This window comes from Pseudomonas sp. Leaf48, assembly GCF_001421885.1.
Taxonomy (GTDB): domain Bacteria; phylum Pseudomonadota; class Gammaproteobacteria; order Pseudomonadales; family Pseudomonadaceae; genus Aquipseudomonas.
The window spans coordinates 20,770-35,827 of sequence record NZ_LMLH01000017.1 but is presented as its reverse complement, the minus strand read 5'-3'; the positions used below and the strand labels follow the sequence as shown (position 1 = coordinate 35,827).

Below are 15,058 nucleotides of genomic sequence, written 5' to 3'. Positions count from 1 at the left end.
TAGTGTGGGGTTTCCCCATGTGAGAGTAGGTCATCGTCAAGATTAAATTCCGAAACCCCTATCTGCGTATGCAGGTAGGGGTTTTGTTTTTGGCCGCGAGAAAGTTTGCTTGTCGGGATTTCTATGCAATGGCTCGGTGCGTGGCTATTATGCGGGCCTCATTGTGAGGCGAGAGTTGCATGCTGACGTTGTTAGAGCTTCTTAAAGATGGCCGATTCCATTCGGGCCAGGCCCTAGGCGCAGCCTTGGGTGTCAGTCGCAGTGCTGTGTGGAAGCAGCTTCAGCATCTGGAGGCCGAATTGGGTTTGTCTATTCATAAGGTCCGCGGGCGCGGCTATCAGTTGGCCACGCCGTTGGCGCTGCTTGATCCTGCGGCAATAAATGCGCGAGCGCCTTCCTGCGCCTGGCCTGTCCTGACTTTCGACTCAATTGACTCTACCAATGCCCAGGCGCTGCGGGCCATCGAGCAAGGGCGGGCCGCGCCGTTTCTGGTGCTGGCTGAGCGGCAGACTGCGGGTCGCGGTCGACGCGGTCGAAAATGGGTAAGTCCTTTCGCGGAGAACGTCTATTACAGCCTTGTCCTGCGTATCGATGGTGGTATGCGTCAACTGGAAGGCCTGAGTCTTGTGGTTGGGCTCGCCGCACTGCAGACCTTGCGTGACCTGGGTATCGCGGGAGCTGGATTGAAGTGGCCTAACGACGTCCTGGTGGGGCGGAAAAAGATCGCCGGCATACTCCTGGAGCTGGTGGGGGATCCTGCTGACGTGTGTCACGTTGTTCTCGGTATCGGGATAAATGTGAATATGCAGGCAACCGATGAGGTTGATCAGCAGTGGACGTCCATGCGGCTTGAGTCCGGCAAGGTGTTTGATCGCAATGTCCTGGTCGCCGCATTGGGGGTTACGCTTGAGAAGTACCTTGCTCGACATCAGGCCGGTGGCTTTTCAGCTATCCAGGCGGAGTGGGAGCAAAATCATCTGTGGCAAGGGCGAGACGTGTCTTTGATTGCGGGTGCCAACCAAATAGATGGCAAGGTACTGGGTATCGATAGCCAGGGTGCTTTGCGCCTGCAGGTGGGTGGTGTGGAGAAAGTTTTCAGTGGTGGCGAGCTGAGCCTGAGGTTGCGTGATGATTCTTGAGCTCGACTGCGGAAATAGTTTCATCAAGTGGCGTGTGCTCGCTACCAATGCCCGTCAGGTGTTAGGCGAGGGCGTGGTTGATTCGGATCTGGCTCTACTGGAGGGCGTAAGGGCTATCAGTGGGCTAGCCCTTGCCTTCTGCCGCCTGGTTAGTGTCAGGACCGCCGATGAGACCAGTGCGTTGACGAGTCTGTTGGCTGAGGCGTTCGGAGTATCTGCGGTGTGCGCGACACCGGCCCGCGAGATGTCGGGTGTCCGTAATGGCTATGAAGAATTCGAGCGGCTGGGCCTTGATCGCTGGCTGGCAATGCTCGGCGGTTTTCACCTGGCTGGGGGCGCTTCTCTTGTGCTCGACTTCGGTACGGCTGTTACTGCTGATTTCGTTGCGGCGGATGGAGTGCATCTCGGTGGTTTCATATGCCCGGGCATGCCATTGATGCGCAATCAGCTGCGCACTCATACGCGGAAAATCCGTTATGGCGATCTGGCAGCCGAACAGGCCCTGGAGAGTCTGGTTCCCGGTCGTACCACTGTTGAGGCTGTCGAGCGTGGCTGCCTGTTGATGCTGCGCGGTTTCGTGCTAACCCAGCTTGAACTTGCCCACAGCTATTGGGGTGAGGATTTCAGCGTATTCCTCACCGGTGGGGATGCAGACCTCGTTTCCGAGATCGTGCCTCGTGCCAAGGTGGTGCCGGACCTGGTGTTTGTCGGTTTGGCTATGGCCTGTCCCTTGTCCTGAGGTTTCTATGCGTTGGTTGTTTCTGCTGCTGCTTGTTCTCAACGGGTTCTATTACATCTGGAATCAACAGGAGGCCCCTCTGCGCGCCAAGGATGTAACGTCTTTGAGCTTGTATAAAGGGTCTCAGCAGGATATTCGCCTGTTGAGTGAGGCGGCTGATACATCCAGGGAAAAAACCAAGCCTGTGTTGCCTGACGCAAGCTGCCTTTATCTGGGGGGCTATGTTCGTCTGGATGCGGCGCAAGCCGTTGAGCGGCGGTTGAGCGGGATGGAAGTCAAGTTCCAGTCGCTACCTCGGAGTGGGGCTGAAACGGCCGGTTATTGGGTGCGAATCGCCCCCGAAAGCAGGCGCTGGCTGGATGAACTGCAGCTGCAAAACCTTTCTAAAGAATTCAATGAGTTAAAACATAAAATAATGCCTTGCGAGGGGGTTGCGCCCTTCGAATAGTTTGCATAGAATGGCGCCCGCTCCACAGCGAACACCGGAAACGGTAAGCGGTGTGAAGCGGGTCAACGCAGCTAACCTCAAGTTTTTATTGAGAAAAGTGCTTGACAGAAGGCTGGCATGATGTAGAATGCCGGCTCGCTTAGGAGGGGTTCCCGAGCGGCCAAAGGGATCAGACTGTAAATCTGACGTCTACGACTTCGAAGGTTCGAATCCTTCCCCCTCCACCATTTTAGCGAGAGCTGCAAGCCTCGCGGGTATAGTTTAGTGGTAGAACCTCAGCCTTCCAAGCTGATGATGCGGGTTCGATTCCCGCTACCCGCTCCAAGTTTGCAGGTTTTGCACAGTGTTACGCTCTTGTAGCTCAGTTGGTAGAGCACACCCTTGGTAAGGGTGAGGTCAGCGGTTCAAATCCGCTCAAGAGCTCCATATAACAAGGCAGATATGAAAATATCTGCCTTTGTTTTAATGGCCTGGGATGTTCTTCGTTGTTCGTGGGGTGGTCTGAGTCCCTGGTTCTGGCGGAGTGCTCAAGGTCATTGAGTAAATGGTTGTAAAGTCTTTTTCAGGTCTGCATAATGGTCGGCCTGATTTTGTTTTAGGTCAGTAGCTCAATTGGCAGAGCGACGGTCTCCAAAACCGTAGGTTGGGGGTTCGATTCCCTCCTGACCTGCCAGATTCACTCGGTGTGTCTGGCTTTCTTTTCACAGGATCTTCATAGATGACTCCTAAAGCTGAAGCTCAAGGTTCTCGCTTCGATCTGCTCAAGTGGCTAGTAGTAGTTGCTTTGGTGGCTGTTGGCGTTGTTGGCAATCAGTACTTCTCTGCTTCGCCGATTCTGTACCGTGTGCTCGCTTTGCTCGTGATTGCTGCTGTAGCTGCCTTTGTAGGCCTGCAGACAGTGAAGGGCAAGTCTTTCTTTGTTCTTGTAAAGGAAGCGCGCACCGAGATTCGTAAAGTCGTTTGGCCAACTCGCCAAGAAACCACGCAGACCACGTTGATCGTTGTGGCTGTTGTTCTGGTTATGGCGTTGCTGTTGTGGGGGCTTGATTCCCTGCTCGGCTGGCTTGTTTCCTTGATTGTCGGCTAAGGGTGTCCCGTGGCTAAGCGTTGGTATGTTGTGCATGCTTACTCCGGTTACGAGAAGCATGTAATGCGCTCGCTCATCGAGCGCGTAAAGCTGGCTGGCATGGAAGATGGCTTCGGCGAGATTCTGGTCCCCACTGAAGAAGTGGTTGAGATGCGCAATGGCCAGAAGCGCAAAAGCGAACGCAAATTCTTCCCTGGCTACGTGCTGGTGCAGATGGATATGAACGAGGGTACTTGGCACTTGGTCAAGGACACGCCTCGGGTGATGGGTTTCATCGGTGGTACCGCTGACAAGCCTGCGCCAATCACCGATAAAGAAGCAGAAGCGATTCTGCGTCGCGTTGCTGATGGTAGCGACAAGCCGAAGCCGAAGACGTTGTTCGAGCCGGGTGAGTCGGTGCGTGTCAATGACGGTCCGTTCGCTGACTTTACCGGTGTTGTTGAAGAAGTTAACTACGAAAAGAGCCGCATCCAGGTGGCTGTGCTCATTTTCGGTCGCTCTACTCCGGTAGAGCTAGAGTTCAGCCAGGTCGAAAAGGTCTAGCTGAGCAAAAATCCCAACCCCGCAGCCATAGGCTGTGGGGTTTTGTCGTCACTGGGATAAACGCGCAAGTAACCGGGGAGCCTTTCGAGGCGTTTGAACCCGTAATTGGAGTGCCTCATGGCCAAGAAGATTACCGCTTACATCAAGCTGCAAGTGAAGGCCGCTCAGGCTAACCCAAGCCCACCTGTTGGTCCTGCTCTGGGTCAACACGGCGTGAACATCATGGAATTCTGCAAGGCTTTCAACGCCCGTACCCAGGGTCTTGAGCCAGGTCTGCCGACTCCAGTGATCATCACTGTCTACAGCGACCGTAGCTTCACTTTCGAAACCAAATCCACCCCTGCTTCGGTTCTGCTGAAGAAGGCGGCCGGTCTGACCAGCGGTTCCGCTCGTCCGAACACCGTTAAGGTTGGCACCGTGACTCGTGCTCAGCTGGAAGAAATCGCGAAAACCAAAAACGCGGATCTGACTGCAGCTGATATGGATGCAGCCGTGCGTACCATCGCCGGTTCTGCTCGTAGCATGGGCCTTAACGTGGAGGGTGTGTAATGGCTAAGCTGACCAAGCGTCAAAAGGCTATCGCCGGCAAAATCGAAGCAGGCAAGGCCTACAACATTGTAGACGCCGCTGCCCTGCTGGCTGAGCTGTCGACTGTCAAGTTCAGCGAGTCGTTCGACGTAGCTGTAAACCTGGGTGTTGACCCGCGTAAATCCGACCAGGTCGTTCGTAGCGCTACTGTGCTGCCTCACGGCACTGGCAAGACCGTTCGCGTTGCTGTGTTCACCCAGGGTCCAGCTGCTGAGGCCGCTCTGGCTGCCGGCGCTGACCGTGTAGGTATGGACGACCTGGCTGCCGAAATGAAAGGCGGCGACCTGAACTATGACGTAGTTATCGCATCCCCGGATGCAATGCGCGTTGTAGGTCAGTTGGGTCAGATCCTCGGTCCACGTGGTCTGATGCCTAACCCTAAAGTTGGTACCGTGACTCCAGACGTAGCTACCGCGGTTAAAAACGCCAAGGCTGGTCAGGTTCGTTATCGCACCGACAAAAACGGCATCATCCACACTTCCGTTGGCAAGATGGGCTTCGACGCCGTCAAGCTGAAGGAAAACGTTGAAGCCCTGATCGCTGATCTGAAGCGTATCAAGCCAGCTTCCTCGAAAGGCATTTACGTCAAGCGCGTCACCCTGAGCACCACTATGGGCCCAGGTCTGATCATCGATCAAAGCTCGCTCGACGCGTAAGACACAGGTTGGCGCAAGCGATTGCGCCAATTGAAAAATTGGGGTCCCTGCCTGGCGGGGGCTATCCAAGACCGTAGGCGGCGCAAGTCTTAAACCACAAGCCTACGCAGATGGTGCTCCCGGTTCCTTACCGAATCAGACACCAAAACGACATCCGGCTCCGGCCAGATGAAACGGTAACAAGCAGGAGTTAAACCCGTGGCAATTAATCTCGAAGACAAGAAGGCCATCGTCGCTGAAGTCAACGAGGCTGCCAAAGTCGCTCTGTCCGCTGTCGTGGCTGATGCCCGTGGTGTGACAGTAGGCGCAATGACCGGACTCCGTAAAGAGGCTCGTGAAGCTGGCGTATACGTACGTGTTGTACGTAACACCCTGCTCAAGCGCGCTGTTGCTGACACTGAATACAGTGTCCTCAACGACGTGTTCACCGGCCCGACTCTGATCGCGTTCTCCAAGGATCATCCAGGCGCTGCTGCCCGTTTGTTCAAAGAGTTCGCCAAGAGTCAGGACAAGTTCGAGATCAAGGCAGCTGCGTTCGAGGGCAAGTTCCTCGCAGCTAACCAAATCGACGTACTGGCAACACTGCCGACCCGCGACGAAGCCATTTCGCAGCTGATGAGCGTGATTCAAGGCGCTACCAGCAAGCTGGCTCGTACTCTGGCTGCAGTTCGCGAGCAAAAAGAAGCTGCCGCAGCCTAAGGCTGAGCACTTTCTCTCGCGTATTTTTGTTTATTTCGATGGCCGCGTAGGCCGTCCCCCAATTCAGGAAATACAGTAATGTCTATCTCCCAAGAAGATATCCTCAACGCCGTAGCTGAAATGTCGGTTCTGCAGGTTGTTGAGCTGATCAAAGCTTTCGAAGAAAAATTCGGCGTTTCCGCTGCTGCTGCTTCGGCTGGTCCAGCTGTTGCTGCTGCCGTTGCTGAAGAGCAAACCGAATTCAACGTCATGCTGACCGAAGCTGGCGAGAAGAAAGTAAACGTGATCAAGGCAGTACGTGAACTGACCGGTCTGGGCCTGAAAGAAGCCAAGGCTGTAGTTGACGGCGCTCCTGCCATGGTTCTGGAAGCTGTTGCCAAAGACGCAGCTGACAAAGCCAAAGCAGCTCTGGAAGAAGCAGGCGCTAAAGTCGAGCTGAAGTAAGCATCGACTTTGCGTTTCCAGCCCGAGCGTTAAGCGACAGGCTGATGGCTGGTGGCTCTTGCCACCGGCCTTTTTCCGTTATTGGCAGCCGACTGGGTCGGTGCCGGTAACGAGCTGTAACCACCCGATGCGGTGGCGCAAACCATGGGGTTTGCACGATTTTCTGGCTGCTCCCGTCGGGAGGGGCCAAACAAGCAGGTGACCAAGCTGGGGAACGCTGATGGCTTACTCATATACTGAGAAAAAACGTATCCGCAAGGACTTTAGCAAGTTGCCGGACGTCATGGATGTGCCGTACCTCCTGGCCATCCAGCTGGATTCGTATCGTGAATTCTTGCAAGCGGGAGCGACTAAAGATCAGTTCCGCGACGTGGGCCTGCATGCGGCCTTCAAATCCGTTTTCCCGATCATCAGCTACTCCGGCAATGCTGCGCTGGAGTACGTCGGTTATCGCCTGGGCGAACCGGCATTTGATGTCAAAGAATGCGTATTGCGCGGTGTAACTTACGCCGTACCTTTGCGGGTAAAAGTGCGCCTGATCATTTTCGACAAAGAATCGTCGAACAAAGCGATCAAGGACATCAAAGAGCAAGAAGTCTACATGGGCGAAATCCCACTGATGACTGAAAACGGTACCTTCGTAATCAACGGTACCGAGCGTGTAATCGTTTCCCAGCTGCACCGTTCCCCGGGCGTGTTCTTCGACCACGACCGTGGCAAGACGCACAGCTCCGGTAAACTGCTGTACTCCGCGCGCATCATTCCTTACCGCGGTTCGTGGCTGGACTTCGAGTTCGACCCGAAAGACTGCGTGTTCGTGCGTATCGACCGTCGTCGCAAGCTGCCTGCATCGGTACTGCTGCGTGCGCTCGGCTATACCACTGAAGAAGTGCTGGACGCGTTCTACACCACCAACGTATTCCACGTGAAGGGCGAGACCCTGAGCCTGGAGCTGGTGCCTCAGCGCCTGCGCGGTGAAATCGCTGTCCTCGATATCCAGGATGACAAAGGCAAGGTTATTGTCGAGCAGGGTCGTCGTATCACCGCTCGCCACATCAACCAGCTGGAAAAGGCCGGGATCAAAGAGCTGGATGTGCCTCTGGACTACGTCCTGGGTCGCACAACCGCCAAGGTCATCGTGCACCCGGCAACCGGCGAAATCCTGGCAGAGTGCAACACCGAGCTGAACACCGAGATCCTGGCCAAAATCGCCAAGGCTCAAGTTGTTCGCATCGAAACTCTGTACACCAACGATATCGACTGCGGTCCGTTCGTCTCCGACACATTGAAGATCGATTCCACCAGCAACCAATTGGAAGCGCTGGTCGAGATCTATCGCATGATGCGTCCAGGCGAGCCGCCTACCAAAGACGCTGCCGAGACCCTGTTCAACAACCTGTTCTTCAGCCCTGAGCGCTATGACCTGTCTGCGGTCGGCCGGATGAAGTTCAACCGTCGTATCGGTCGTACCGAGATCGAAGGTTCGGGCGTGCTGTGCAAGGAAGACATCGTCGCGGTACTGAAGACTCTGGTCGACATCCGTAACGGTAAAGGCATCGTCGATGACATCGACCACCTGGGTAACCGTCGTGTTCGCTGCGTAGGCGAAATGGCCGAGAACCAGTTCCGCGTTGGCCTGGTACGTGTTGAGCGTGCGGTCAAAGAGCGTCTGTCGATGGCTGAAAGCGAAGGCCTGATGCCGCAAGACCTGATCAACGCCAAGCCAGTGGCTGCAGCGGTGAAAGAGTTCTTCGGTTCCAGCCAGCTGTCCCAGTTCATGGACCAGAACAACCCGCTGTCCGAGATCACCCACAAGCGTCGTGTCTCTGCACTCGGCCCTGGCGGTCTGACTCGTGAGCGCGCCGGCTTTGAAGTTCGTGACGTACACCCGACTCACTACGGTCGTGTATGCCCGATCGAAACGCCGGAAGGTCCGAACATCGGTCTGATCAACTCCCTGGCGGCTTATGCGCGCACCAACCAGTACGGCTTCCTTGAGAGCCCGTACCGTGTGGTGAAAGACGCTCTGGTCACCGACGAGATCGTATTCCTGTCTGCCATCGAAGAAGCTGATCACGTGATCGCTCAGGCTTCGGCCACGATGAACGACAAGAAAGTCCTGATCGACGAGCTGGTAGCTGTTCGTCACTTGAACGAATTCACCGTCAAGGCGCCGGAAGACGTCACCTTGATGGACGTCTCGCCGAAGCAGGTAGTTTCGGTCGCAGCGTCGCTGATTCCGTTCCTCGAGCACGACGACGCCAACCGTGCGTTGATGGGTTCGAACATGCAGCGTCAAGCTGTACCAACCCTGCGCGCTGACAAGCCGCTGGTAGGTACCGGCATGGAGCGTAACGTAGCCCGTGACTCCGGCGTTTGCGTCGTGGCTCGTCGTGGCGGCGTGATCGACTCTGTCGACGCCAGCCGTATCGTGGTTCGTGTTGCTGATGACGAAGTTGAAACCGGTGAAGCCGGTGTCGACATCTACAACCTGACCAAATACACCCGCTCCAACCAGAACACCTGCATCAACCAGCGTCCGCTGGTGCGTAAAGGTGATCGGGTCCAGCGTAGCGACATCATGGCCGACGGCCCGTCCACCGACATGGGTGAACTGGCGCTGGGTCAGAACATGCGCATCGCCTTCATGGCATGGAACGGCTTCAACTTCGAAGACTCCATCTGCCTGTCTGAACGCGTTGTTCAAGAAGACCGTTTCACCACGATCCACATCCAGGAACTGACCTGTGTGGCCCGTGACACCAAGCTTGGCCCAGAGGAAATCACTGCGGACATCCCGAACGTGGGTGAAGCTGCACTGAACAAGCTGGACGAAGCCGGTATCGTTTATGTAGGTGCTGAAGTAGGCGCAGGCGACATCCTGGTTGGTAAGGTCACTCCGAAAGGCGAGACCCAACTGACTCCGGAAGAAAAACTGCTGCGTGCGATCTTCGGTGAGAAAGCCAGCGACGTTAAAGACACTTCCCTGCGCGTACCTACCGGTACCAAGGGTACTGTCATCGACGTACAGGTCTTCACCCGCGACGGCGTTGAGCGTGATGCTCGTGCACTGTCGATCGAGAAGTCCCAGCTGGACGAGATCCGCAAGGACCTCAACGAAGAGTTCCGTATCGTTGAAGGTGCTACTTTCGAACGTCTGCGTTCCGCTCTGGTCGGCCACAAAGCCGAAGGCGGCGCCGGTCTGAAGAAAGGCCAGGACATCACCGACGAAGTACTCGACGGTCTTGAGCACGGCCAGTGGTTCAAACTGCGCATGGCTGAAGACGCTCTGAACGAGCAGCTCGAGAAGGCCCAGGCCTACATCGTTGATCGCCGCCGTCTGCTGGACGACAAGTTCGAAGACAAGAAGCGCAAACTGCAGCAGGGCGATGACCTGGCTCCAGGCGTGCTGAAAATCGTCAAGGTTTACCTGGCAATCCGTCGTCGCATCCAGCCGGGCGACAAGATGGCCGGTCGTCACGGTAACAAAGGTGTGGTCTCCGTGATCATGCCGGTTGAAGACATGCCGCACGATGCCAATGGCACCCCGGTCGACGTCGTCCTCAACCCGTTGGGCGTACCTTCGCGTATGAACGTTGGTCAGATCCTTGAAACCCACCTGGGCCTCGCGGCCAAGGGCCTGGGCGAGAAGATCAACCGCATGGTTGAAGAGCAGCGTAAAGTTGCCGAGCTGCGTAAATTCCTGCACGAGATCTATAACGAGATCGGCGGTCGTCAGGAAAGCCTCGATGACTTCTCCGACCAGGAAATCCTGGATCTGGCTCAAAACCTGCGTGGCGGCGTTCCAATGGCCACTCCAGTGTTCGACGGTGCCAAGGAAAGCGAAATCAAGGCCATGCTGAAACTGGCAGACCTGCCAGAAAGCGGCCAGATGCAGCTGACCGACGGCCGTACCGGCAACAAGTTCGAGCGCCCGGTTACCGTTGGCTACATGTACATGCTGAAGCTGAACCACTTGGTAGACGACAAGATGCACGCTCGTTCTACCGGTTCGTACAGCCTGGTTACCCAGCAGCCGCTGGGTGGTAAGGCGCAGTTCGGTGGTCAGCGTTTCGGGGAGATGGAGGTCTGGGCACTGGAAGCATACGGTGCCGCTTACACTCTGCAAGAAATGCTCACAGTGAAGTCGGACGATGTGAACGGCCGTACCAAGATGTACAAAAACATCGTGGATGGCGATCACCGTATGGAGCCGGGCATGCCCGAGTCCTTCAACGTGTTGATCAAGGAAATTCGTTCCCTCGGCATCGATATCGATCTGGAAACCGAATAACACGTGACGCGAATCGAGAGCGGGGCAGGATTGCCCGCTCTCTGCTCCGCCAGGAGGAAAGGCCTTGAAAGACCTACTGAATTTGCTGAAAAACCAGGGTCAAGTCGAAGAGTTCGACGCCATCCGTATTGGATTGGCATCGCCTGAGATGATCCGTTCGTGGTCGTTCGGTGAAGTTAAAAAGCCGGAAACCATCAACTACCGTACGTTCAAACCTGAGCGTGACGGCCTGTTCTGCGCCAAGATCTTTGGCCCGGTAAAGGATTACGAGTGCCTGTGCGGTAAGTACAAGCGCTTGAAGCACCGTGGTGTGATCTGCGAGAAGTGCGGCGTTGAAGTCGCGCTGGCAAAAGTTCGTCGTGAGCGCATGGCGCACATCGAACTGGCCTCGCCAGTTGCCCACATCTGGTTCCTGAAATCGCTGCCGTCGCGTATCGGCTTGCTGATGGACATGACCCTGCGTGATATCGAACGCGTTCTCTACTTCGAGAGCTATGTCGTTATCGATCCAGGCATGACCACCCTTGAAAAAGGTCAGCTGCTCAACGACGAGCAGTACTTCGAAGCGCTGGAAGAGTTCGGTGATGACTTCGACGCCCGCATGGGTGCTGAAGCTGTCCGTGAACTGCTGCACGCTATCGACCTGGAACACGAGATTGGCCGTCTGCGTGAAGAGATTCCGCAAACCAACTCCGAAACCAAGATCAAGAAGCTGTCCAAGCGTCTGAAGTTGATGGAAGCCTTCCAGGGTTCCGGCAACCTGCCAGAGTGGATGGTGCTGACCGTTCTGCCGGTTCTGCCGCCAGATCTGCGTCCACTGGTCCCGCTGGATGGCGGTCGCTTCGCGACTTCCGACCTCAACGATCTGTATCGTCGAGTGATCAACCGTAACAACCGTTTGAAGCGCCTGCTGGATCTGTCCGCTCCGGACATCATCGTGCGCAACGAAAAGCGTATGTTGCAGGAAGCCGTCGACGCACTGCTCGACAACGGTCGTCGTGGCCGCGCTATCACCGGTTCCAACAAGCGTCCTCTGAAATCCCTGGCTGACATGATCAAGGGTAAGCAAGGTCGTTTCCGTCAGAACTTGCTCGGTAAGCGTGTTGACTACTCCGGTCGTTCGGTAATTACCGTAGGTCCAACCCTGCGTCTGCACCAGTGCGGTCTGCCGAAGAAAATGGCTCTCGAGCTGTTCAAGCCGTTCATTTTCGGCAAGCTGGAAATGCGTGGTCTCGCGACCACCATCAAAGCTGCCAAGAAGATGGTCGAGCGCGAGCTGCCGGAAGTTTGGGACGTTCTCGCTGAAGTGATTCGCGAACACCCGGTTCTTCTCAACCGTGCACCGACCCTTCACCGTCTGGGTATCCAGGCGTTTGAACCGGTACTGATCGAAGGTAAGGCTATCCAGTTGCACCCTCTGGTCTGCGCCGCGTACAACGCCGACTTCGACGGCGACCAAATGGCCGTGCACGTACCGCTGACGCTGGAAGCCCAGCTCGAAGCGCGTGCGTTGATGATGTCGACCAACAACATTCTGTCGCCAGCCAACGGTGAGCCAATCATCGTTCCGTCGCAGGACGTTGTATTGGGTCTGTACTACATGACTCGTGAAGCGATCAACGCCAAGGGCGAAGGTCGTGTGTTCGCGGATCTGCAGGAAGTTGACCGTGTGTTCCGTGCCGGCGAAGCCGCACTGCACGCCAAGGTCAAAGTGCGGATCAACGAAACCGTCAACGACCGTGACGGTGGCAGCGTGAGCGGCACTCGTATCGTCGACACTACTGTCGGCCGTGCGTTGCTGTATCAGGTTGTGCCAAAAGGTCTGTCCTACGACGTCGTCAACCTGCCAATGAAGAAAAAGGCGATCTCCAAGCTGATCAACCAGTGCTACCGCGTGGTTGGTTTGAAAGAGACCGTGATCTTCGCTGACCAGTTGATGTACACCGGTTTCGCTTACTCGACCATTTCCGGCGTTTCCATCGGTGTTAACGACTTCGTTATCCCGGATGAAAAAGCCCGCATCATCGGTGCTGCCACCGACGAAGTGAAAGAGATCGAAAGTCAGTACGCCTCCGGCCTGGTAACCCAGGGCGAGAAGTACAACAAAGTGATCGACCTTTGGTCGAAAGCGAACGACGAAGTCTCCAAGGCGATGATGGCCAACCTCTCGAAAGAGAAAGTCATCGACCGTCATGGCGTCGAAGTCGACCAGGAATCCTTCAACTCGATGTACATGATGGCTGACTCTGGTGCGCGGGGTTCCGCAGCACAGATTCGTCAGCTGGCCGGTATGCGTGGCCTGATGGCCAAGCCGGACGGTTCCATCATTGAAACGCCGATTACTGCGAACTTCCGTGAAGGTTTGAGCGTACTTCAGTACTTCATCTCTACTCACGGTGCTCGTAAGGGTCTGGCGGATACCGCGTTGAAAACTGCGAACTCCGGTTACCTGACTCGTCGTCTGGTAGACGTGGCGCAAGATCTGGTTGTAACCGAGATCGATTGCGGCACCGAACACGGTCTGTTGATGACACCGCACATTGAAGGCGGTGACGTTGTAGAGCCGTTGGGTGAACGCGTATTGGGTCGTGTTATCGCCCGTGACGTATTCAAGCCAGGTACCGAGGACATCATCGTTCCTGCTGGCACCCTGGTAGACGAGAAGTGGGTCGAGTTCATCGAACTCAACAGCATCGACGAAGTGATTGTTCGCTCGCCGATCAGCTGCGAAACCCGCTACGGCATTTGCGCCAAGTGCTACGGCCGTGACTTGGCTCGCGGTCACCAGGTGAACATCGGTGAAGCTGTCGGCGTAATCGCTGCACAGTCGATCGGTGAGCCGGGTACCCAGCTGACGATGCGTACGTTCCACATCGGTGGTGCGGCAAGCCGGACCTCCGCAGCCGACAGCGTTCAGGTGAAGAATGGCGGCACCGTCCGTCTGCACAATTTGAAGCACGTTGAGCGAGTGGATGGTCACCTGGTTGCTGTGTCCCGTTCCGGTGAGCTGGCCATCGCTGATGACTTCGGTCGTGAGCGCGAGCGTTACAAGCTGCCGTACGGTGCCGTGATTTCGGTTAAAGAAGGTGACAAGGTCGACGCTGGCGCAATCGTGGCCAAGTGGGATCCGCACACTCACCCGATCGTTACCGAAATGAAAGGTACCGTGACCTACGTGGGCATGGAAGAAGGCATCACGATCAAGCGTCAGACTGACGAATTGACCGGTATGACCAACATTGAAGTACTCGACGCCAAAGATCGTCCAGCTGCTGGCAAGGACATCCGTCCTGCCGTGAAGATGGTCGACGACAACGGCAAGGATCTGTTGCTGCCAGGCACTGACGTTATCGCTCAGTACTTCCTGCCAGCCAACGCCCTGGTCGGTGTAGCGGACGGTGCGAAGATCGCGATCGGTGATGTTATCGCTCGTATCCCGCAAGAAACTTCGAAGACTCGTGACATCACCGGTGGTCTGCCGCGTGTTGCCGACTTGTTCGAAGCTCGTCGTCCGAAAGAAGCGTCGATTCTGGCTGAAGTCAGCGGCACCATCGCGTTCGGTAAAGAGACCAAAGGCAAGCGCCGTCTGGTTATCACCCCGAACGACGGTAGTGATCCGTACGAAGAGCTGATTCCGAAGTGGCGTCACCTGAACGTGTTCGAAGGCGAACAGGTAAACCGCGGCGAAGTTATCTCCGACGGTCCAAGCGATCCACACGACATCCTGCGTCTGCTGGGTGTGAGTGCGCTGGCCAAGTACATCGTCAACGAGATCCAGGACGTTTACCGTCTGCAAGGCGTGAAGATCAACGACAAGCACATCGAGACCATCCTGCGTCAGATGCTGCGTAAAGTTGAAATCGCTGAATCCGGCGATTCCAGTTTCATCAAGGGCGACCAGATGGAATTGACTCACGTTCTGGTAGAGAACGAGCGTTTGAGCGGCGAAGACAAGTTTGTCTCCAAGTTCACTCGCGTTCTGCTGGGTATCACCAAGGCGTCGTTGTCCACCGAATCGTTCATCTCGGCGGCTTCCTTCCAGGAAACCACTCGCGTACTGACCGAAGCGGCGGTAACCGGCAAGCGCGACTACCTGCGCGGCCTGAAAGAAAACGTGGTCGTGGGTCGTCTGATCCCGGCTGGTACCGGCCTGGCTTATCACAGCGAGCGTAAGCGTCGTCGTGATGCAGACAAGCCGTTGCGCGTAAGCGCCAGTGAAGTGGAAGCTGCACTGACCGAAGCGCTGAACTCGAGCGGTAACTGAGTTCTGCGGTAAATGAGCGTGGGGCCCCGGTCGCACCGTTCATCGAATCGAGACAATTTGTCGAGGTTGGATGAGCGGGGAGGTCGGGGCCTTGCCTTGACTGGGGACAAGATCCTCTTTAGACTCTTGTACCCCTAAATTTGGCGGGAATTCGTTC

General features: G+C 56.0%; 11 protein-coding genes and 4 tRNA genes. All 15 read left to right on the top strand.

The features are described 5' to 3' along the window. Nucleotides 1-179 precede the first annotated feature (179 nt). The 15 genes from birA (at nucleotide 180) to rpoC (ending at nucleotide 14,901) form a co-directional block, all read left to right on the top strand. Entirely contained in the window at nucleotides 180-1,139 is a 960-nt protein-coding gene (gene birA, locus ASE98_RS13880) for a bifunctional biotin--[acetyl-CoA-carboxylase] ligase/biotin operon repressor BirA (protein WP_060541902.1), read from the top strand. Beyond that, a complete protein-coding gene (locus tag ASE98_RS13875; RefSeq protein WP_060541901.1) occupies nucleotides 1,129-1,878 on the top strand; it encodes a pantothenate kinase in 750 nt (249 codons plus the stop codon). The genes birA and ASE98_RS13875 overlap by 11 nt, the downstream gene beginning before the upstream one ends. Before the next feature lie 7 nt (nucleotides 1,879-1,885). Further along, nucleotides 1,886-2,326: a hypothetical protein gene (locus tag ASE98_RS13870; RefSeq protein WP_060541900.1), complete on the top strand. Its 441-nt coding sequence runs from the start codon at nucleotides 1,886-1,888 to the stop codon at nucleotides 2,324-2,326. A gap of 142 nt (nucleotides 2,327-2,468) precedes the next feature. After that, a tRNA-Tyr gene (locus ASE98_RS13865) sits at nucleotides 2,469-2,553 on the top strand. Between the two features lie 23 nt (nucleotides 2,554-2,576). Beyond that, nucleotides 2,577-2,650, top strand: a tRNA-Gly gene (locus tag ASE98_RS13860). Between the two features lie 26 nt (nucleotides 2,651-2,676). After that, nucleotides 2,677-2,752 (top strand) — tRNA-Thr (locus ASE98_RS13855). A gap of 171 nt (nucleotides 2,753-2,923) precedes the next feature. Further along, a tRNA-Trp gene (locus ASE98_RS13850) sits at nucleotides 2,924-2,999 on the top strand. A gap of 45 nt (nucleotides 3,000-3,044) precedes the next feature. Beyond that, entirely contained in the window at nucleotides 3,045-3,413 is a 369-nt protein-coding gene (gene secE / locus ASE98_RS13845; RefSeq protein ID WP_060541899.1) for a preprotein translocase subunit SecE, read from the top strand. 9 nt (nucleotides 3,414-3,422) lie between these two features. Continuing rightward, on the top strand, nucleotides 3,423-3,956 hold the full coding sequence (gene nusG, locus ASE98_RS13840) for a transcription termination/antitermination protein NusG (protein ID WP_007984405.1): 534 nt from the start codon (nucleotides 3,423-3,425) through the stop codon (nucleotides 3,954-3,956). A 117-nt stretch (nucleotides 3,957-4,073) separates the two neighbouring features. Next, nucleotides 4,074-4,505 (top strand): 50S ribosomal protein L11, encoded by a 432-nt coding sequence (gene rplK / locus ASE98_RS13835; RefSeq protein ID WP_003176435.1) that lies wholly within the window; start codon nucleotides 4,074-4,076, stop codon nucleotides 4,503-4,505. Then, the gene (rplA, locus tag ASE98_RS13830; RefSeq protein WP_042561348.1) at nucleotides 4,505-5,200 is read left to right on the top strand and encodes a 50S ribosomal protein L1; all 696 of its coding nucleotides are present in this window, start codon (nucleotides 4,505-4,507) and stop codon (nucleotides 5,198-5,200) included. The genes rplK and rplA overlap by 1 nt, the downstream gene beginning before the upstream one ends. A gap of 198 nt (nucleotides 5,201-5,398) precedes the next feature. After that, a complete protein-coding gene (gene rplJ, locus ASE98_RS13825; RefSeq protein WP_060541898.1) occupies nucleotides 5,399-5,899 on the top strand; it encodes a 50S ribosomal protein L10 in 501 nt (166 codons plus the stop codon). 78 nt (nucleotides 5,900-5,977) lie between these two features. Next, nucleotides 5,978-6,343, top strand: coding sequence for a 50S ribosomal protein L7/L12 (gene rplL / locus ASE98_RS13820; protein WP_060541897.1), 366 nt, complete (start codon nucleotides 5,978-5,980; stop codon nucleotides 6,341-6,343). Nucleotides 6,344-6,563: 220 nt separating this feature from the next. Beyond that, nucleotides 6,564-10,637, top strand: a complete 4,074-nt coding sequence (rpoB, locus tag ASE98_RS13815; RefSeq protein WP_007984407.1) for a DNA-directed RNA polymerase subunit beta — start codon at nucleotides 6,564-6,566, stop codon at nucleotides 10,635-10,637. A gap of 64 nt (nucleotides 10,638-10,701) precedes the next feature. After that, entirely contained in the window at nucleotides 10,702-14,901 is a 4,200-nt protein-coding gene (gene rpoC / locus ASE98_RS13810) for a DNA-directed RNA polymerase subunit beta' (RefSeq protein WP_060541896.1), read from the top strand. Nucleotides 14,902-15,058: the final 157 nt, after the last annotated feature.

Bases quoted from the DNA above. Each gene is read 5' to 3' on its own strand.
- rplA (WP_042561348.1), top strand. From the start codon at position 4,505: ATGGCTAAGCTGACCAAGCGTCAAAAGGCTATCGCCGGCAAAATCGAA.
- ASE98_RS13875 (WP_060541901.1), top strand. From the start codon at position 1,129: ATGATTCTTGAGCTCGACTGCGGAAATAGTTTCATCAAGTGGCGTGTG.
- rpoB (WP_007984407.1), top strand. From the start codon at position 6,564: ATGGCTTACTCATATACTGAGAAAAAACGTATCCGCAAGGACTTTAGC.
- rplL (WP_060541897.1), top strand. From the start codon at position 5,978: ATGTCTATCTCCCAAGAAGATATCCTCAACGCCGTAGCTGAAATGTCG.
- rplK (WP_003176435.1), top strand. From the start codon at position 4,074: ATGGCCAAGAAGATTACCGCTTACATCAAGCTGCAAGTGAAGGCCGCT.
- ASE98_RS13870 (WP_060541900.1), top strand. From the start codon at position 1,886: ATGCGTTGGTTGTTTCTGCTGCTGCTTGTTCTCAACGGGTTCTATTAC.
- secE (WP_060541899.1), top strand. From the start codon at position 3,045: ATGACTCCTAAAGCTGAAGCTCAAGGTTCTCGCTTCGATCTGCTCAAG.
- birA (WP_060541902.1), top strand. From the start codon at position 180: ATGCTGACGTTGTTAGAGCTTCTTAAAGATGGCCGATTCCATTCGGGC.